This is a genomic window from Aeromonas sp. OTU364, from assembly GCF_038440395.1.
GTDB lineage: Bacteria > Pseudomonadota > Gammaproteobacteria > Enterobacterales > Aeromonadaceae > Aeromonas.
On record NZ_JASATR010000013.1, the window covers coordinates 1 to 19,141 of the forward strand.

Annotated in this window: 18 protein-coding genes; 5 read left to right on the forward strand and 13 right to left on the reverse strand. The window is 62.0% G+C overall.

Annotated elements, in window-relative coordinates:
* Positions 1–134: 134 nt before the first annotated feature.
* Genes AAHB08_RS13440 through AAHB08_RS13465 form a run of 6 tightly spaced genes read right to left on the reverse strand, consistent with a single transcriptional unit; the run spans position 135 to position 4,953 of the window.
* A complete protein-coding gene (locus tag AAHB08_RS13440; RefSeq protein ID WP_342059215.1) occupies positions 135–1,313 on the reverse strand; it encodes a tetratricopeptide repeat protein in 1,179 nt (392 codons plus the stop codon).
* A 2-nt stretch (positions 1,314–1,315) separates the two neighbouring features.
* The gene (locus AAHB08_RS13445; protein WP_025328849.1) at positions 1,316–1,978 is read right to left on the reverse strand and encodes an energy transducer TonB; all 663 of its coding nucleotides are present in this window, start codon (positions 1,976–1,978) and stop codon (positions 1,316–1,318) included.
* Positions 1,975–2,376, reverse strand: coding sequence for an ExbD/TolR family protein (locus AAHB08_RS13450; protein ID WP_025328850.1), 402 nt, complete (start codon positions 2,374–2,376; stop codon positions 1,975–1,977). The genes AAHB08_RS13445 and AAHB08_RS13450 overlap by 4 nt, the downstream gene beginning before the upstream one ends.
* Positions 2,373–2,903, reverse strand: coding sequence for a MotA/TolQ/ExbB proton channel family protein (locus AAHB08_RS13455; protein WP_025328851.1), 531 nt, complete (start codon positions 2,901–2,903; stop codon positions 2,373–2,375). The genes AAHB08_RS13450 and AAHB08_RS13455 overlap by 4 nt, the downstream gene beginning before the upstream one ends.
* Positions 2,900–4,195 (reverse strand): MotA/TolQ/ExbB proton channel family protein, encoded by a 1,296-nt coding sequence (locus AAHB08_RS13460; protein WP_342059216.1) that lies wholly within the window; start codon positions 4,193–4,195, stop codon positions 2,900–2,902. Before AAHB08_RS13460 ends, AAHB08_RS13455 begins: the two co-directional genes overlap by 4 nt.
* Positions 4,192–4,953: a DUF3450 domain-containing protein gene (locus tag AAHB08_RS13465; RefSeq protein ID WP_342059217.1), complete on the reverse strand. Its 762-nt coding sequence runs from the start codon at positions 4,951–4,953 to the stop codon at positions 4,192–4,194. Before AAHB08_RS13465 ends, AAHB08_RS13460 begins: the two co-directional genes overlap by 4 nt.
* A 212-nt stretch (positions 4,954–5,165) precedes the next feature.
* Here AAHB08_RS13465 and AAHB08_RS13470 point away from each other — a divergent pair, with 212 nt between their 5' ends.
* On the forward strand, positions 5,166–5,942 hold the full coding sequence (locus AAHB08_RS13470) for a LuxR family transcriptional regulator (RefSeq protein ID WP_005326226.1): 777 nt from the start codon (positions 5,166–5,168) through the stop codon (positions 5,940–5,942).
* Between the two features lie 67 nt (positions 5,943–6,009).
* Here the strand turns inward: AAHB08_RS13470 and glmS are convergent, their stop codons facing one another.
* Together glmS and AAHB08_RS13480 are read right to left on the reverse strand one after the other, a co-directional pair.
* Positions 6,010–7,842, reverse strand: coding sequence for a glutamine--fructose-6-phosphate transaminase (isomerizing) (gene glmS / locus AAHB08_RS13475; RefSeq protein ID WP_247627654.1), 1,833 nt, complete (start codon positions 7,840–7,842; stop codon positions 6,010–6,012).
* Positions 7,843–7,898: 56 nt separating this feature from the next.
* Entirely contained in the window at positions 7,899–8,672 is a 774-nt protein-coding gene (locus AAHB08_RS13480; protein WP_139437167.1) for a DeoR/GlpR family DNA-binding transcription regulator, read from the reverse strand.
* A 123-nt stretch (positions 8,673–8,795) separates the two neighbouring features.
* Between AAHB08_RS13480 and blrA the strand changes: the two genes are divergently transcribed.
* From blrA to creD, 4 genes are all read left to right on the forward strand, one after another.
* A complete protein-coding gene (blrA, locus tag AAHB08_RS13485) occupies positions 8,796–9,470 on the forward strand; it encodes a beta-lactam response regulator transcription factor BlrA (RefSeq protein WP_202048007.1) in 675 nt (224 codons plus the stop codon).
* Between the two features lie 33 nt (positions 9,471–9,503).
* The gene (gene blrB / locus AAHB08_RS13490) at positions 9,504–10,940 is read left to right on the forward strand and encodes a beta-lactam sensor histidine kinase BlrB (protein WP_319914232.1); all 1,437 of its coding nucleotides are present in this window, start codon (positions 9,504–9,506) and stop codon (positions 10,938–10,940) included.
* 89 nt (positions 10,941–11,029) lie between these two features.
* Entirely contained in the window at positions 11,030–11,824 is a 795-nt protein-coding gene (gene blaOXA, locus AAHB08_RS13495; protein ID WP_342059218.1) for a class D beta-lactamase, read from the forward strand.
* Positions 11,825–11,941: 117 nt separating this feature from the next.
* Positions 11,942–13,303 (forward strand): cell envelope integrity protein CreD, encoded by a 1,362-nt coding sequence (gene creD, locus AAHB08_RS13500; RefSeq protein WP_342059219.1) that lies wholly within the window; start codon positions 11,942–11,944, stop codon positions 13,301–13,303.
* A gap of 50 nt (positions 13,304–13,353) precedes the next feature.
* On the opposite strand, the gene glmU is transcribed toward creD, so the two are convergent.
* The 5 genes from glmU to atpA all read right to left on the reverse strand — a co-directional run bounded on the left by glmU (position 13,354) and on the right by atpA (position 19,128).
* On the reverse strand, positions 13,354–14,715 hold the full coding sequence (gene glmU, locus AAHB08_RS13505) for a bifunctional UDP-N-acetylglucosamine diphosphorylase/glucosamine-1-phosphate N-acetyltransferase GlmU (protein WP_161507795.1): 1,362 nt from the start codon (positions 14,713–14,715) through the stop codon (positions 13,354–13,356).
* A 93-nt stretch (positions 14,716–14,808) separates the two neighbouring features.
* Complete coding sequence (locus AAHB08_RS13510) at positions 14,809–15,237, reverse strand: F0F1 ATP synthase subunit epsilon (protein ID WP_025328862.1); 429 nt, start codon at positions 15,235–15,237, stop codon at positions 14,809–14,811.
* 18 nt (positions 15,238–15,255) lie between these two features.
* Positions 15,256–16,644: a F0F1 ATP synthase subunit beta gene (gene atpD, locus AAHB08_RS13515; protein ID WP_041206630.1), complete on the reverse strand. Its 1,389-nt coding sequence runs from the start codon at positions 16,642–16,644 to the stop codon at positions 15,256–15,258.
* A 33-nt stretch (positions 16,645–16,677) separates the two neighbouring features.
* Positions 16,678–17,544: a F0F1 ATP synthase subunit gamma gene (gene atpG / locus AAHB08_RS13520; RefSeq protein ID WP_041206629.1), complete on the reverse strand. Its 867-nt coding sequence runs from the start codon at positions 17,542–17,544 to the stop codon at positions 16,678–16,680.
* A 42-nt stretch (positions 17,545–17,586) separates the two neighbouring features.
* On the reverse strand, positions 17,587–19,128 hold the full coding sequence (gene atpA / locus AAHB08_RS13525; RefSeq protein ID WP_005326253.1) for a F0F1 ATP synthase subunit alpha: 1,542 nt from the start codon (positions 19,126–19,128) through the stop codon (positions 17,587–17,589).
* Between the last annotated feature and the right edge of the window lie 13 nt (positions 19,129–19,141).

Consider the following 19,141-nt stretch of genomic DNA (forward strand, 5'->3'; position numbering starts at 1 on the left):
TTGGCGTGTTCCGCCGTGCTGGTAGGGGCGCATTATAGGGAGCCGGTTCACGATGACAAGGGCTTTTTGTAAAAATGCGTTCGTTTGCTGAAAAAGCAGGCTGAACCTCATGAAATGAGAGTTTTAGCTCCGTTTCATGCCGCTTTTTTGTTCATTCCATCGGTCTGGGCCTGGATGTAGTTGACCCAGCTGGTCGCCCGCTGTTGCCAGTTGTCCTGCTGTTGCAGCTCGCGAGCCAGTTCCAGCGCCTGGGCATACTGCTCCTTATTGAGATGTGCCTGCACCAGCAGTGCCTTGGCTCTGTTGCCCTGCTCACCCTTGGCTGACTTCATGGACACCAGCTGGGTCATGGCGGCTTCTGTCTTGCCTTGTTGCAGCAACAGCTCGGCGACGCGCATGGCCGCCTTGGGCTGGGCATGCTGTTTGGCAAGCTGTTGCCAGCTATCTACCGCCTTGGGCCACTCGCGGGCACCTTCCCACAACTGCGCCAGCAGTTGCTGGTTCTCGGCACTCGCCTTCATCTGTCCCTTGGCCATGGCCGCTTCCAGCAGACGGGCGCCGCGATAGGGCAGCCCCTGCCAGGCATAGAGCCGGATCAGCTGGTTGCGGGCGGCGGCATCGTCCATCAGTTGACGGTCGATGGCTGTCTGCAACAGCGCCAGCGCCTGGTCCCCGCGCTTGGCGGAGAGGTTAAGGGATACCGCCTGCTGCCACCACTTGCTCTCTTTCGGTTCGTGGCGGATCAGCTCTTCCGCCTGATCCGCCGCCACACCATAACGTTGCAGGGCAGTGAGGGCGGAGAGGCGAATGATCGCCGTCTGCTTGTGCCAGCCTTTCTTCAGCAACTGCTCGCTCTGGCTGACCGCCTCGCCATATTGCTTGTTGTGGTAATAGAGGCCGGCCAGGCGCAGACGCAAGGCATCGTCGGACTTGAGTGCCAGTGCCGCCTTGTAACTGGCGATGGCGCCTGACCAGTTGGATTGCTGCGCCTGGATATCCCCACGCAGACGCAGCAACTGGAGCTGCTGCTGCTCGGGCCACTCTTTATAGGCCAGCGCCTGTTCCACGTAGCGACTCGCCTGTGCGGTCTGCTGCAGGTTGGCCGCCAGTGATGCCTGCAACTGGGCCAGCCAGGCGCGCTCGGCATCGGAGCCAGGCTTGAGCCCGCTCGCCTTGTTCTGGGCCTGTTGCCACTGACCCGACTGATAGAGCTTCATCACGGGCTCCAGCTGACGGGAGAAATGAGGGCTCACTTCCATGGCCAGACAGGCTTGACTGACCAGGGCCAGCAGACAGATCCAGATCCGCAACATGGTTACGACTCCAATTTGAATTTGAGATTGATGGTTTGCACCAGCTTGTCGGTGGCACCCGGTCTTGGCTGGTAGCGCCACTTGCTGACGGCCTGAATCGCCGCCCGCTCGAACTGCCGCTTGGGTTTGGCGTCGATCACTTCCACATCTTGTACCCGCCCCTCGGCATCGACGCTGAAGCGCAGGGTCACCGAGCCTTCTATGCCGGCCTGCTGGGCCCGATAGGGATAGACGGGTTCGACTCGCTGCAAGGGGGTCAACATGTCGCCGACCCCTATGCCCGCGCCTTGGGACTGACCATGGAAGCTGCCGCTCGCCACCGGGGTGGGGCTGGTTGCGACCCCAGGGGCAGATACCTGCACCGCGCTCAGGCTGGATACCAGATCCAGGCTGGGCTGCACCGAGGGCAGCGGCGCCGCCGCCGGCATGGGCATTGGCGTGGACGCCAGGGCGGCGGGAGGCTCCGGCAAGGGTTCCGGCTCCTGGGGTACCGGACGCTCGCGCACCTGCACCTCGTTCACCTCAGTCTGCATGTTGATGACGATGGCTTTCTGCTCGGACGAGGCCTTCTCTCCCCGGGGAGGTTCCACCAGCGTGGCCATGAACAGCAGGATCCCCAGACTGAGGGCAATCCCCAGCCCCAGGCTCATCAGCTTGAACTTCATTTCGGCGCCACCGCCACGGCGATATTGGCGATGCCTGCCGCCTTGGCCTCATCCATCACCCGTACCACCTTGCCATGGGGCACCCGCTCATCGGCCTGGATCACCAGGCTGGCATCGGGCTGCTCCGACAGCAGACGGGCCAGACTGGCCTGCACCCGCTCCACATCCACCTGTTTGCGGTCGAGGAAGATCTGCCCCTGGGCGCCGATCGCCAGCATGATGCTGGAGGACTTCTGCGCCTTGGCCTGGCTCGCCTGGGGCCTGTGCACTTCTAACCCGGCTTCCCGTACGAAGGAGGTGGTCACGATGAAGAAGATCAGCATGATGAACACGATATCCAGCATGGGGGTCATGTCGATCTGCACTTCATCACGCTGGCGTTTGGATTGCCGTCTCATTGCATTACCTTCTCTTCTCGCAGGCCGTCCCGGGTCTTGGCCAGCGCACGCTTGGCCTGGCTCTCGAGACGACTGAGTAACAACACGCCGGAGAGCGCCACCACCATGCCTGCCATGGTGGGGATGGTGGCGCGGGAGATACCGCCCGCCATGCTCTCCGGGTTAAAGCGGTTGGCGGCGGCCAACGCATCGAATACGCCTATCATGCCGGTCACAGTGCCGAGCAGACCCAGCATGGGGCAGAGCACCACCAGGGTGCGGATGAAGATGAGATGGCGGTTGAGCTCGAGCTCTGCCTCGGCCAGCCAGCGGCTGCGGATCGCCTTGGCGTGCCAGCTGTGGCGCTCGCTGCGTCCCTGCCAGCGGCCGAACAGCTGCCGCTGCAGCGGGCCGAAGCCCAGGTTGAGGTAGAGCAACCGCTCGATCATCAGAATCCACATCAGCACCAGCAAGGCCAGGATGACCCAGAGCACGGGGCCGCCACGGCCCATGAAGCTCTGCAACTGTTGCCAGATGTCGACCATCATGCCACCCGCTCCATCCCGTCCCCGTTATTCTCGGCCCGCTCGGCCAGAATGCCGGCGACCTGCTGCTCCAGCACGTTGGAGAGCTCGGTGAAACGGGATTGCAGCAGGCTGTGGGCCAGGATCAGCGGAATGGCGGCCACCAGCCCCTGTACCGTGGTGATCAGCGCCATGGAGATGCCGCCCGCCATGATCTTGGGATCGCCGGTACCGAACTGGGTGATGGCCTGGAAGGTGCCTATCATGCCGGTGACGGTGCCGAGCAGCCCCAGCATGGGGGCGATGGCCGCGATCACCTTGACCATGCCGATGCCACGCTCCATCCGGGGCGTCTCCTGCAATATGGCCTCGTCCAGCCTCAGTTCGAGGGTCTCCATGCTCAGCTCCGGGTGCTTGTCCGCCACCGTCAGCACTCGACCGAGGGCATTGTCGGCGTGGTATTCGCCGCTCTTGAGCTGGCGACGCACCAGGGTCAGTTCGCTGGAGAGGGTCCAGAGCCGCACGGCGGCAATGCCGAGGCCGATGGCGGCCAGCAGCACTATGATGGCGCCTACCTGGCCCCCTTGCTGGACTTGCTGCCAGAAGGTCGGTGCCTGGGCCTGCATCTCGAGCAGGACGCCGTGGGAGGGATCCAGCGGCAACGCCTCACCTTCCTTGCCCTGATAGGCGGTCAGCTCGGACAGCAAGCCGCCGGGCAGTCCCAGTACAGGGATCAGCCCTTCGCCGCTCGGTTGCAGGAAGCCTTCGCTGCCAAACAGCGCGAAGCTCCCGACCCGGGTCAGCGCCTGCTCACTGGCCGCGCCCTGGGCATTGAGCACCTTGCCATCGAACTGGACAACCCGACCCGACTCGCGGATCTCCTGCAGCAGGGTGGCGGGCAGCAGGGCGAGGGCGGCGCGATCCGGCACCTGCTTGTCCTGGGCCATGGCCTTCAAGGCAGTCAGGCGATCCGGATACTGGCCCTGCACCGAGGAGTCACCCAGCAGCTTGACCGCATCGCTGGCCCCCTGACGGGTCACCGCGAAGATCTCGTTCATGTCGCCGGAGGCTTGCTCCCAGCGGGTGTTGAGCTCGACCAGCTGCTTTTCATTGCTGGCAAACTGACCGGCCAGCTCCTTGCTCAGGCGCTGAGCCTCGGCCAGCCTGGCGCGGGCACTGTGCAATTCGGTGGAGACAGACGCCAGATCCTGCTGTGCCTGTTGCTCGCGGGCCTGTTCCTGCTGTTGCCACTCTTCATTGGCAAGGGCCAGCTGGGAGCAGAGGGAGAGGGTGATCAGAAGGGGGAACCATTTCATGACTGAGCCTCCTGGCTACGCGCGACAGACAGGGGCACATGCAACAGTTGCGGGACTTTCTTGTCGGCCGCCATGTCAAGCGCATCGGCAAGGGGGCTGAGCCACTCGCTATCCAGCGGCAGCCAGGTCTTGCTCTCGGCGGACCAGCGCCAGCCCTGGGTGCGATCGGCTGTCATGGCCAGCAGGGAGACGCGACCGAGCGCCAGCACATCGACCCGGCGCTCGGCACCATCCAGCGCCAGCTGGGCGGGATAGGCATCCATCCGGCTGCCGTATTCGGCTTCGATTTGGTAGGCCTGCAGCAGCTGGCGGAACTTCTCCGCCTCGCTCACGTCCGCCCGGGCCAGGGTCACCTTCAGCTGCTCGACCCGCGCCAGACGGTCCTCCTTGCGCAGGGGAATGTCATCCTGCACCAGCTTTTCCAGATCCGCCTGCATCTGCAACATCAGCGGGATCAGGCCCTGACGGGTCTCCTGAACCGCTTCCAGCTGTTGAGTCAGCTTGCCCAGCTCATTCTGCTGATCGGCCACCAGAGACTGCATGTAGCGGTTGTAGGCTTCCAGATCCCGCAGTTGCAGCTGGGCATTTTGCAGCTCCAGCCGGGCGGCAACGGCGGCATCGGCCGCCTTTTCTACGCGCTGCTGGGAGGCTTTCCCATCCGCGATGCTGTTTTTCAGTGCGGGCGCGACCAGATCGTCTGCCGAGGCGACGAAATGAACGGCCAATGGCAACAAGGCCAGACCCCAGATCTTTTTCATGGTACACAATCTTAACAATGATAACTATTCTCATTGTCTCAAAGAGTAGGGTCAGTGGCAATCAGATGATTTTCTTGGCCTGTGGCTGAAAAAACAGGATACTTTTTAGACAAGCACGGGAACAACTGGCGTTGGTAGTCACAACACCATTTTAAATAACTAAAAAATGTCTTTTCGATCAGGATGATAAGTGGTCGAAAAAGGAGACTTACATGTTTAACGATGCGATCTGGGAACACATAGATCGGTTCACCAAGGCCAAGAAAACCAGCGACATCCAGCAACAACTGGAGCGCTTCAGCCATCAGATGGGATTTGATTACTTCAGGTTGCTGATCATTTTCCCCATCAGCATGCAGAAATCACACGTGGCCTTGTTCAACAACTGCCCGACCAGCTGGTTTGATGCCTACACGGAGCGGCACTACCTGACCCAGGATCCTGTGGTCTTCCTGGGCCTGAAGCAGACCCAGCCCATCTTCTGGAACAAGCTCGACTGCGACTCCCCCTGGCTGCCCAGCGCCAGCCGGGAAGTGATGAATCTCGCCGCCGACTTTGGCGTGCGAAACGGTGTCTCCTTCCCGCTGCACACCCCTCAGGGGGAACACGGCATCCTCTCCTTCATCAGCAAGGAAAGGTCCAACTCTGACCTGATGTTTGAAAACGTTCCCATGCTCTCATTTTGTGCCAGCTACATCTTCAACGCGGCGCTGCAGCTGATAAAGAGCAGGCCGGACCTGATGAAGCATCTGGCCGAGCTGTCGGATCGGGAGAAGGAGTGCCTGTTCTGGGCCAGCGAGGGCAAGACCTCCTGGGAGATAGCCACCATACTCGGTATCAGCGAGCGTACCGTGAACTTCCACCTCAATCAGGTCACCAACAAGACGGATTCGAAGAACCGCAACCAGGCGATCGCCAAGAGCATCTCCAGCGGCATCATAGTGCCCTCGCTGGACGACGTGACCATCACCAACCTGCGGCTGTCGTAACGGCAACCCCGCCAAGAAACCAAAAAAAGAGCCGCAACAGCGGCTCTTTTTTATGTCTGACAACGGCTTATTCCACGGTCACGGATTTCGCCAGGTTGCGCGGCTGATCCACGTCTGTGCCCTTGATGAGGGCGACGTGGTAGGAGAGCAGCTGCAACGGCACCGTGTAGACGATGGGGGCTATCATCTCTTCTACGTGATTCAGGCTCATCACCCGCATGGTCTCGTCGCTCTTGAAGCCGGCGTCCGCATCGGCGAACACATAGAGGATACCGCCACGGGCGCGCACCTCTTCCACGTTGGACTTCAGCTTCTCCAGCAGATCGTTGTTCGGCGCCACGACGATGATGGGCATCTCGGCATCGATCAGTGCCAGCGGGCCGTGCTTGAGCTCACCGGCGGCATAGGCCTCGGCGTGGATGTAGGAGATCTCTTTCAGCTTGAGCGCCCCCTCCATGGCGATGGGGTACTGGCTACCACGACCGAGGAAGAGGCTGTGATGCTTGTCGGCAAACTCTTCGGCCAGAGTCTCGATCTGCTTGGCCAGGGCCAGGCTCTCCTTGATGCGCAGCGGCAGGGCCTGCAGCGCCTTGACCAGTTCGGCCTCGGCCTCGGCACTCAGGTTGCCGCGGCAGTGACCGACGGAGGCCACCAGCATCAGCAGGCCGGCCAGCTGGGTGGTGAAGGCCTTGGTGGAGGCCACCCCGATCTCGGCACCGGCCCGGGTCATAAAGGCCAGATCCGATTCCCGCACCAGGGAGGAGCCCGGCACGTTGCAGATGGCGAGCGAGCTCATGTAGCCGGACTCCTTGGCCAGGCGCAGGGCCGCCAGGGTGTCGGCGGTCTCGCCGCTCTGGGAGAGGGTCACCAGCAGGCTGTTGGGGCGCACCACGGACTTGCGATAGCGGAACTCGGAGGCGATCTCCACGTCGCAGGAGACGCCGGCGATTTCCTCGAACCAGTAGCGGGCCACCATGCCGGAGTTGTAGGAGGTGCCGCAGGCGACGATCTGGACGTGCTCCACCTTGTCGAAGATGGCACGGGCGCCGTTGCCGAAGGACTCGACCACCACGTGATCCGTGCCCAGACGGCCTTCCAGGGTATTGGTAATGGCCTTGGGCTGCTCGTAGATCTCTTTGAGCATGTAGTGGCGGTACTCGCCCTTGTCACCGGCGTCGTGGGAGAGCTCGGACTCCAGCTCCTCGCGCACCACGGCATTGCCGTCGGTGTCGAAGATGTGCACGTCGCGACGGGTCACCTCGGCCACGTCACCCTCTTCCAGGAAGATGAAACGGCGGGTCACCGGCAGCAGGGCCATCTGATCGGAGGCGATGAAGTTCTCGCCGATGCCGCGACCTATCACCAGGGGCGAGCCGGAGCGGGCCACCACCACGCGGCTGTCGTCACGGCTGTCCATCACCACTGTGCCGTAGGCACCGCGCAACTGCTTCACCGTGACCTGCATGGCCGCCAGCAGGCTGGGGGCGGATTTCAGCTCGTGGTGCACCAGGTGGGCAATCACCTCGGTGTCGGTGTCAGAGGTGAACTCGTAGCCCATGCCCTGCAGCTGGCTGCGCAGCTCTTCGTGGTTCTCTATGATGCCGTTGTGCACCACGACGATATGCTCGGAGACATGGGGGTGAGCATTGCGCTCGGACGGCTCGCCGTGAGTCGCCCAGCGGGTGTGGGCGATGCCGGTGCCGCCATGGACGGACTGCTCTTCCAGCGCCTTGGCCAGCTCGGCCACCTTGCCGAGGCGGCGCACCCGCTGCAGCGGCTGGTTGGCGCTGAACACGGCCACACCGGCGGAGTCATAGCCACGGTATTCCAGACGGCGCAGGCCTTCTACCAGGATTTCAGCCACATCACGTTGGGCCACAGCCCCGACGATGCCACACATAGACTTCTCCTCAAGAGGTAAAAACGGAAATTCGTTTGGATAGTTGGATGTTTGGGTCAAACCGCCACGGGGGCGCAGATCAGTGCTATCCCCCGGGCCTGGATCTGTGCTCTGGCCTCGTCGTCCAGCCCCTCGTCGGTCACCAGGGTATGGATGCTGGACCAGGGCAGCTCGAGATTGGGGATCTTGCGGCCTATCTTCTCCGACTCCACCATGACGATGACCTCGCGGGACACCTCGGCCATTACCCGAGAGAGGCCCACCAGCTCGTTGAAGGTGGTGGTGCCCCGCTCCGGGTCTATGCCGTCGGCGCCGATGAACAGCTGGTCGAAGTCATAGGAGCGCAACACCTGCTCCGCCACCTGTCCCTGGAAGGATTCGGAGTGGGGATCCCAGGTGCCGCCGGTCATCAGCAAGGTGGGCTCGTTCTCCAGCTCGCGCAGGGCACCGGCCACGTTGAGGGAGTTGGTCATCACGATGAGGCCGCGCTTGCTGCCCAGCATGGGGATCATGGCGCTGGTGGTGCTGCCGCTGTCGATGATGACGCGGTTGTGATCGCGGATGCGCTCGGCGGCGGCACGGGCGATGGCCAGCTTTCGTTTCGAAACTTGATCCGGGTTGCTGTCCACCACCATCTCGCTCGGCAGAGGCACGGCGCCACCGTAACGGCGCAGCAGCAGACCGCCGGTCTCCAGCACCGCCAGATCCTTGCGGATGGTCACTTCCGAGGTGGAGAAGTGCTTTGCCAGGGCATCGACGCTGACTTCGCCCTGTTCCTGCACCAGGGTCACTATGGTGTGACGGCGCTGTTGAGTGTTGCGTTTGGTCATCTTAAAGTTTCGATTCGAAAGAATGGCGAAATATTAATACCTTTTCGGGAAAAATCAAACGGCAAATAGGATCCGAATTGGTTCGATGCCAGAATGGTCAGGCCGATTTGTGACGAGGACGCCATGCAAAAACGAGTCATCTGGCTGGTGGAAGATGAGGCCAGCATCGCCGACACCCTGATCTATGCCCTGCAGACCGACGGTTTCGAGGTGGAGTGGTTCCCCCTCGGCCAGCCGTTGCTGGCGCGACTGGAACAGTCGCGCCCGGACTTTCTGATCCTGGATGTGGGGTTGCCAGACATCAGCGGCTTCGAGCTGTGCAAGCAGGTGCGGGCCCTGACCGACACTCCCCTGATGTTTCTCACCGCCCGCAGCGAGGAGATAGACAGGTTGATCGGGCTGGAGATAGGGGCCGACGACTACGTGGCCAAACCCTTCTCGCCACGGGAGGTGTGCGCCAGGGTGAGGGTGATTCTGCGCCGCAGCCAGCCGAGCGCTCCCCAGCCCAGCGCCCTGCTGGCACTGGACGAGGAGCGGGCCCGCATCTGCTTCCACGGTCAGCCCCTGACCCTCACCCGCTACGAATACCTGCTGCTCAAGACGCTCATGCAGGCGCCGGGCCGGGTCTACTCCCGCCAGCAGCTGATGGACCTGGTGTGGAGCGGGGCCGAAGAGAGCCTGGATCGCACCGTCGACACCCACATCAAGACCCTGCGCGCCAAGCTGCGGGAGCGGGACTCCGAGACCAATCTGATCCTGACCCATCGCGGGCTGGGCTACAGCCTGGAGCTGGCATGAACTCAGGGGGCCGGGCACCGGCCGGAGGATGAGATGAGAATCGGATTGCAACTGCTGTGCGGCCTGGTGCTCATCTTCGCCCTGGCCGCCTGGTTCGTGCTGGAGATCTTCGTCGAGGAGATCAAACCCGGGGTGCGCAGCGCCACCGAGGATACCCTGGTGGACATGGCCCAGTTGCTGGCCCCCCTGGCCCTGGACGATCTGCAGGAGGGGAGGATGGCGGATGGCCGGCTGGCCAGCGCCTTCGCCCGCCTCAACCAGAGCCCCATCAACGCCCTGATCGACGGTCACCTCAAGCAGCAGGCGGAGTACCGCATCTATGTGGTCGACGCTAAAGGCAAGGTGGTCTATGACTCGGACGGGGTGGATCTGGGCAAGGACTATTCCCGCTGGAACGACGTCTACCGCACCCTGCGCGGGGAGTATGGCGCCCGCAGCACCCGCAGCGACCCTGACGATCCCGCCAGCTCTGTGATGCACGTGGCCGCCCCCCTGCGCGAGGGGGACGAGATCCTGGGTTCCCTCACGGTCGCCAAGCCCAACCGCACCCTGCTGCCCATGATAGAGCGCAGCGAGCACCAGCTGTTGCAGGGGGCGGCCCTGCTGCTGTTCATCTCGCTGCTGATCGGCGCCCTGCTGGTGTGGTGGCTCACCCGCGCCATCGGCAAGCTGGTGCACTATGCCGATGCGGTCAGCCAGGGTCAGCCCGCCAGCCTGCCGCGCCTCCACAGCCCGGAGCTGGACCGGCTCGGCCACTCCCTCGAGACCATGCGCCGCCAGCTGGACGGCAAATCCTACATCGAAGCCTATGTGCACAGCCTGACCCACGAGCTCAAAAGCCCGCTGGCCGCCATCCGCGGGGCAGGGGAGATCCTCGCCGAGGCGCCGCCCCCCGAGGTGGCGCGGCGTTTCATCGGCAACATCAATCTGGAGACGGCCCGCATGCAGCAACTGATCGAACGCATGCTGCAGCTCGCACGTCTCGAATCGGGGCAGGGGCTGGACAGACAGGCCACAGCCCCCGCCACGCTGGGCAGGCGAGCTCTGGATGCCCGCCAGATAGTCGCTGCCCGTCGTCAGGTGGCCCTGGCGGCAGAGCTCGCCGACGCCCCCAGGCAGAAGTGGGATCCCCTGCTGGTGGAGCAGGCGCTGGGCAACCTGCTGGACAACGCCCTCGACTTCTCACCCGCCGGGGGTCACATCCGGCTAAGTGGCGCCATGGAGGAGGGGGGTTACTGCTTCCGGGTACGGGATCAGGGGCCCGGCATCCCGGACTATGCGCTGCCGCGGATCTTCGAGCGCTTCTACTCCCTGCCCAGACCCGACAAGGGCAAGAGCAGCGGCCTCGGGCTCAGCTTTGCCGCCGAGGTGGCGCGCCAGCACGGCGGCCGGCTGACCCTGGGCAACCAGCCTGAAGGTGGGGTGCTGGCCGAACTCTGGCTGCCTGCCGGCCAGAAGACTTCACACTGAACACACAGAGCCGGGCTAAGCTGCGCCTCCTCGGATAGGGTCCCGCCCGGACCCGTCTACCCGCGTTCTGATGAATCAAGGAGATGTTCATGTCCCGCATTCTATTGTCCGGCCTGCTTGCCGCCGGCCTCTTCTGTGCCTTGCCCGCCAACGCCACCACGGGCTGCCTGCTGTTCGCCGATGGCAGCGGCAAACCCCTCAGCGCCCAGGGTGACTGCGCCAGCCAGCTGACGCCCGCCTCCACCTTCAAGATCCCGCTGGCGCTGATGGGCTATGAGAGCGGCTTCCTGGTGGATGAACAACTGCCCGCCCTGCCATTCAAAGCCGGCGACCCTGACTTCCTGCCGGAATGGAAACAGACCACCACCCCGAGCAACTGGATGAAGTTCTCGGTGATCTGGTACTCCCAACGCCTCACCGAATGGCTGGGAGAGGCGCGCTTCCAGCAGTATGTCGACCGCTTCGACTACGGCAACCGGGAGCTGTCGGGCAACCCGGGCAAGCACGACGGCCTGACCCAGGCCTGGCTCAGCTCCAGCCTCGCCATCAGCCCCCAGGAGCAGGCCCGCTTCCTCGGCAAGCTGGTGGGCGGCAAGCTGCCGGTCTCCGCCGAGGCGGTGCGCCGCACCAGCACTCTGCTGCGTCAGCCCGACATCGATGGCTGGCAGATCCACGGCAAGACCGGCATGGGCTATCCCAAGCTGCTGGATGGCAGCCTCAACCGGGATCAGCAGATCGGCTGGTTCGTCGGCTGGGCCAGCAAGCAGGACAAGAAGCTCATCTTCGTGCACACAGTGGTGCAAAAACCCGGCAAGCAGTTCGCGTCCCTCAGGGCAAAGGAAGAGGTGTTTGCCGCCTTGCCAGCAGAGCTGAAGAAACTCTGATCCCCAACCGGCGCCTGGCGCCGGTTTTTTTATCCTCCTTCACTCCCACTTCACAGGGCCCCATCCCCGCTTCACCCGACCAGGGCACAGTCGACCCCATCAACAAGGAGAGGCGTCATGGTCAAACAGATATTCACCCACAAGATAGTGCTGCTGCTGTTGCTCAGCCTGCTGCTGATGATCCCGGTTCACTCCATCATGGAGCTGAACCGGGAGCGCCAGGCCTACCGCAGCCAGGCCATCCACAGCATCATGGCCAGCAGCAGCGGTCCGCAGCGCTTGCTGGGGCCTGTGCTGGTGCAACCCTATACCCGGGCCGTCACCGTCGAGCAGGATGGCAAGCGCTTCGTGCGCGAGGAGCGGGTCTATCGCTACCTGCTGCCGGACAGACTGGATGTGCGGGCCAGCATGGAGGTCACCCCGCGCAAGCTCGGCATCTATCAGGCCCAGGTCTATCACGGCCGGCTCTCCCTCTCCGGCCGCTTGCCGGCCAGCCTGGCCGACAAGGCGCTGGTGGCCGGCAACCCGGACCTGAGCTTCGACGCCGCGGATCCCGCCCTGATCCCGGGCAAACCCTACCTCAGCCTGGTGCTGTCCGATGCTCGCGGCATCAGCAGCGTGCCCGAGCTGCAGTTGGGGGAGCGGCGCATTCCGTTCGCCCCCGGAGCCTTGCTGGGTGACGGCCTGGCCGGTATCCATGCTCCGCTCGAGCGCCTGCCCGGGGAAGATGGCCGCTTTCACATCGAGCTGAACCTGCAGGGCATGAACGCACTCGAGGTAGTGCCGATAGGCCAGGACAGCAGGTTCAACCTGAGTGGCAACTGGCCCCATCCCAACTTCATCGGCGATTTTCTGCCCGGCAGCCGCACCCTGAACGATCAGGGGTTCGACGCCAGCTGGCAGACCAGCTGGTTTGCCACCGACATGGAGCGGCGCTTCACCCGCATGATGAAGGGAGCGGGGGCCGAGTTACCGACCTTCAGCGTCAGCCTGGTGCAACCGGTGGACCACTACCAGCTGAACGAGCGGGCCGCCAAGTACGCCCTGCTGTTCATCGGCCTCACCTTCCTCAGCTTCTTCATGTTCGAGCTGCTCAGGGGGCTGCGGGTACACCCGATCCAGTACGCCCTGGTGGGCATGGGGCTGGCCATCTTCTATCTGGTGCTGCTGGCGCTGACCGAGCACCTCGGCTTTGGCTGGGCTTATCTGGTCGCCAGCCTCGCCAGCGTGTCGCTCAACGGCTTCTACCTCAGCCATGTGCTGGGGGGGCCGCGTCAGGGCCTCGGCTTCGCGGCCCTGCTCGGGCTGGTCTACGCCATCCTGTTCGGGCTGCTGCAAGCCGAGGAGATAGCCCTGCTGCTCGGCGCCCTGCTGCTGTTCGCCATCCTGGCGCTTGTCATGGTGCTGACCCGCAAGCTGGACTGGTATGGGGTGATGGGCAACCCGCCCCCTTCTCCAGCCCCGGGCCAGGAGAGCTGAAAACAAAACCGGCGCCCTCAAGGCGCCGGTTTCATTTCATTGATCGGGCATCACTTCTTCTTGACCGGGCGGGCCCAGTTCTTGATGTGGCGCTGGGGCACCCGGGTGATCACCAGCTCGTGCTCGGCCACATCCTTGGTGATGGTGGAACCCGCCCCCAGGGTCGCCCCCTTGCCGATGCGCACCGGCGCCACCAGCTGGGTATCGGAGCCGACGAAGACGTCATCCTCTATGATGGTCTGGAACTTGTTCACCCCATCGTAGTTGCAGGTGATGGTGCCGGCACCGATATTCACCTTGGCGCCGATGTCCGCATCCCCCAGGTAGGTCAGGTGACCACACTTGGAACCGACCCCGAGCCGGGATTTCTTCATCTCGACGAAGTTGCCGACATGGGCATCCTGCTCCAGCACGGCACCCGGGCGCAGACGGGCGAAGGGGCCGACCGAGCATTGATCCGCCACCAGGGCACCCTCGATGACGGAGTAGGGTTTCACCTCGCTGTGATCGCCAATCTCGCAATCCTTCAACACGGCACCGGCACCTATGCGCACATGGTTGCCGAGCTTGACCTTGCCCTCGATGATGACGTTGACGTCGATCACCACCTCTTCACCTATCTCCAGGGTGCCGCGCAGATCGAAGCGGGCCGGATCGATCAGGGTGACCCCAGCGATCATCAGCTTCTCGGCCTGCATCTGCTGATAGCTGCGTTCGAGGGCCGCCAGCTGGACCCGGTTGTTGGCCCCTTCCACCTCCATGGCGCTGTCCGGATGGACGGCGGCGATGGGGCAGCCATCCCCATGGGCCATGGCGATCACGTCGGTCAGATAGAACTCCCCCTGGGCGTTCTTGTTGTCCAGGCGCGACAGCCAGCCGCTCAGCTGGGCGCCATTGGCCACCAGCACACCGGTATTCACCTCGCGGATGGCGAGCTGTTCGGCGTTGGCATCCTTCTGCTCGACAATGCCGACCACCTGGCCGTTTTCCCGCACTATGCGGCCGTAGCCGGTGGGATTGTCCAGCACCACGGTCAGCAGCGCCATGCCGTCGTCGGCCTTGGCGGCCAGCAGCCGTTGCAGGGTCTCTGGCTGGATCAGCGGGGTGTCGCCGTAGAGCACCAGCACGTCATCCTCATCCTGCCAGAACGGGATCGCCTGGGCGACCGCATGGCCGGTGCCCAGCTGCTGCGCCTGCAACACCCAGTTGAGATCCGGGGCGGCGATCCGCTCCTTGAGCAGCTCGGCGCCGTGGCCATAGACCAGGTGCAGTTGCTCGGCACCTATCTGGCGGGCGGTGTCGATCACATGGGACACCATGGGTTTGTTGGCGACGGGGTGCAGCACCTTGGGCAGAACGGAACGCATGCGAGTACCTTTACCCGCAGCCAGGATCACGACGTTGAGAGACATAGCCAGCCTTTGAAACATGAGGAAATACCCGGCGGAGTCTATCCAACGGGCAAAAAAAAAGCGACCCGAAGGTCGCTTTTTGCATCACCGTGATTAGCGGTAATTCTTTTTGACGATATCGATAACCCGCAGCTGGGCCATTGCTTTGGCCAGCTCGGCAGACGCCTGAGCATAGTCGATATCACCATGGGAGCTGCTGATCCGCTCTTCGGCACGACGCTTGGCTTCCTGGGCTTTCGCCTCATCCAGGTCATCGGCACGAATGGCGGTATCGGCCAGCACGGTCACGGCTTCGGGTTGTACTTCCAGCATGCCGCCGGAGATGTACAGCACCTCTTCGCTACCATTTTGCTTGATCAAGCGGACCAGGCCCGGCTTGATGGCAGTCAGCAACGGAGCATGACCGTGGCGGAGACCCAGCTCACCCTCGGAGCCTGTTACCTGGGCAGATTGCACGCGACCGGAAAACAGTTTCCCTTCGGCGCTCACTACATCCAGGTGAAATGAGATCATCTCAGCCATGGGCCCTCCTATCGAGGCTTACAGTTTCTTGGCTTTCTCGACGACTTCGTCGATACCGCCAACCATGTAGAACGCCTGCTCGGGCAGATCGTCATACTCGCCTTTCAGGATGCCCTGGAAACCGCGAATGGTCTCTTTCAGCGGCACGTACTTGCCGGAAGAACCGGTAAATACTTCGGCCACGAAGAACGGCTGGGACAGGAAACGCTCGATCTTACGGGCACGGGATACGGTCAGTTTGTCTTCTTCTGACAGTTCATCCATACCCAGGATGGCGATGATGTCCTTCAGCTCCTTGTAGCGCTGCAGCACGATCTGCACACCACGAGCGGTCTCATAGTGATCCTTGCCAACCACCAGCGGATCCAGCTGACGGGAGGTGGAGTCCAGCGGGTCAACGGCCGGGTAGATACCCAGTGCCGCGATCTGACGGGACAGTACTATGGTCGCATCCAGGTGGGCGAAGGTGGTCGCCGGAGACGGGTCGGTCAAGTCATCCGCAGGCACGTAAACGGCCTGGACTGAGGTGATGGAACCGGTCTTGGTGGAGGTGATACGTTCTTGCAGAACACCCATCTCCTCGGCCAGGGTCGGCTGGTAACCTACTGCGGACGGCATACGGCCCAGCAGTGCGGATACCTCGGTACCGGCCAGGGTGTAACGGTAGATGTTGTCCACGAAGAACAGCACGTCACGACCCTCGTCACGGAACTTCTCGGCCATGGTCAGACCGGTCAGCGCCACGCGCAGACGGTTTCCGGGCGGCTCGTTCATCTGACCGTATACCAGGGATACTTTGTCCAGTACGTTGGACTCCATCATCTCGTGGTAGAAGTCGTTACCCTCACGGGTACGCTCACCCACACCGGCGAATACAGAGTAACCACTGTGTTCGATCGCGATGTTACGGATCAGCTCCATCATGTTGACGGTCTTGCCTACACCGGCACCACCGAACAGACCGACCTTACCACCCTTGGCGAACGGACAAACCAGGTCGATAACCTTGATGCCGGTCTCCAGCAGCTCGGCGCTGTTGGACTGATCTTCGTAGCTGGGGGCTTCGCGGTGGATGGACCAACGCTCTTCTTCGCCGATCGGACCCTTCTCGTCGATGGGCTCGCCCAGTACGTTCATGATACGACCCAGGGTCGAGGTACCAACCGGTACCTGGATGGCCTTGCCGCTGTTAACTACTTCCAACCCACGACGCAGACCGTCGGAGGAACCCATGGTGATGCAACGAACGACGCCGCCGCCGATCTGTTGCTGAACTTCCAGTACCAGACCCTGGCCTTGGCCTTCGCTGATGACTTTCAGTGCATCGTACACCTGGGGCACGGCATTCTGCGGGAACTCGATGTCCACTACAGCGCCGATGATTTGGACGATGAAACCGTTACTCATGTCAAATCCTCTAAACCTTTGATAACCCTTGCCTTACACCGCAGCAGCACCGGATACGATCTCTGTCAGTTCCTGGGTAATACTGGCCTGACGGGCCTTGTTGTACACCAGTTGCAGATCGTTAATCAGGTTGCCGGCGTTGTCAGTCGCGGCTTGCATGGCAACCATTCGGGCTGCCTGTTCACTTGCCAAGTTTTCTACCACGCCCTGGTACACCTGGGATTCGACGTAGCGAATCAGCAGGGTATCCAGCAGCTGCTTGGGATCCGGCTCATAGAGGTAATCCCAGTGGTGTTTCTTGGCGAGCTTGCTGTCTTCTGTTACGGGCAAAGGCAGCAGTTGATCGACTTTTGGTTGCTGAACCATGGTGTTGACGAACTTGTTGTACACCAGATACAGCCTGTCAATCTCACCGTTGTCGTAAGCCTTCAGCATGACCTTGACTGAACCAATCAGGTCATTGACGCTCGGGTTGTCACCCAGTCCGGAGACATGGGCTTTCACCTTGGCGCCGTGCCGTTCAAAGAAGTTGGAGGCCTTGCTACCGATCAGTGCCAGGTCAACCTTGGCACCTTTCGCGCTCCATTGCTTCATATCGTTGAGGGCAGCTTTGAACAGGTTGATGTTCAGGCCGCCACACAGGCCACGGTCGGTGGAGACGACGATGTAACCCACTCGCTTGACCTCACGTTCGATGAGGTAGGGGTGCTTGTATTCCAAGTTCCCCTGAGCGATATGGCCGATCACCTTGCGCATGGTTTCAGCGTACGGACGGCTGGCAGACATGCGTTCCTGCGCACGGCGCATCTTGCTGGCTGCCACCATTTCCATAGCGCTGGTGATCTTCTGAGTGTTCTTCACACTCCCGATCTTGTTACGTATCTCTTTTGCGCCGGCCATCTCTTCTCTCCATCAGGTGGCAGCTTGCGCTGCCACACACGCTTACCAGGTCTGGGTTGCCTTGAAGCTATCCAGCAACGCAGTCAGCTTGCCAACGATCGCGTCGTTGTAGTCGGCCTTGGCATTGATTTCAGCCATCAGCTCGGCATGCTGGGTATTGGCGTAAGAGAGCAGAGCGGCTTCGAAGTCGACTATCTTGCTCAGTTCGACATCGGCGAGGTAGCCCTTCTCGGCGGCGAACAGCACCAGAGACTGGTGAGCCACGCTCATCGGAGAGTACTGCTTCTGCTTCATCAGCTCGGTCACTTTCTGACCATGGTCCAGCTGCTTGCGAGTCGCATCGTCCAGATCGGAAGAGAACTGGGCGAAAGCAGCCAGCTCACGATACTGGGCCAGCGCGGTACGGATACCACCGGATAGCTTCTTGACGATCTTGGTCTGAGCGGCACCGCCCACACGGGATACGGAGATACCCGGGTCAACCGCCGGACGAATACCGGAGTTGAACAGCTGAGTAGTCAGGAAGATCTGGCCATCGGTGATGGAGATCACGTTGGTCGGAACGAACGCAGACACGTCGCCGGCCTGGGTTTCGATGATCGGCAGCGCGGTCAGAGAACCGGTCTGGCCAGTCACGGCACCCTTGGTGAACTTCTCGACGTACTCGACGTTGACGCGGGAAGCACGCTCCAGCAGACGGGAGTGCAGATAGAAGACGTCGCCCGGGTAAGCTTCACGTCCTGGCGGACGGCGCAGCAGCAGGGAGATCTGGCGATAGGCTACGGCCTGCTTGGACAGGTCATCATAGATGATCAGCGCGTCTTCACCGCGGTCACGGAAGTACTCACCCATGGAGCAACCGGCATAGGGAGCCAGGTACTGCAGGGCAGCAGCTTCGGAGGCGGAGGCGACGACCACTATTGTGTTGGCCAGGGCGCCGTGCTCTTCCAGCTTGCGCACCACGTTGGCGATGGTGGAGGCCTTCTGGCCAATCGCAACGTAGACGCACTTAATGCCGGAGTCTTTCTGGTTGATGATGGTGTCGATCGCGATGGCGGTCTTACCAACCTGACGGTCACCGATGATCAGCTCACGCTGGCCACGACCGATGGGGATCATGGCATCGATGGCTTTCAGACCGGTCTGGACTGGCTGGTCAACAGACTTACGCTCGATAACGCCCGGGGCAATGACTTCGATCGGCGAGTAGCCGTCGTTGTCTACCGGACCCTTACCGTCGATCGGCTGACCCAGGGTGTTGACCACCCGGCCCAACAGACCACGACCGACCGGCACTTCCAGAATACGGCCGGTACCCTTTACTTTCATCCCTTCCGCCAGGTTGGCATAGGGACCCATGACAACGGCACCAACGGAGTCACGCTCCAGGTTCAATGCCAGAGCGAAGCGGTTACCCGGCAGCTCGATCATTTCACCCTGCATGGCATCGGCCAGACCGTGGATACGAATGATACCGTCACTCACAGAGACGATGGTACCTTCGTTACGCGCTTCGCTTTTGACATCAAACTGCGCAATGCGCTGCTTGATCAGCTCGGCGATTTCAGTGGAATTCAGTTGCATGCTCTAATACCCC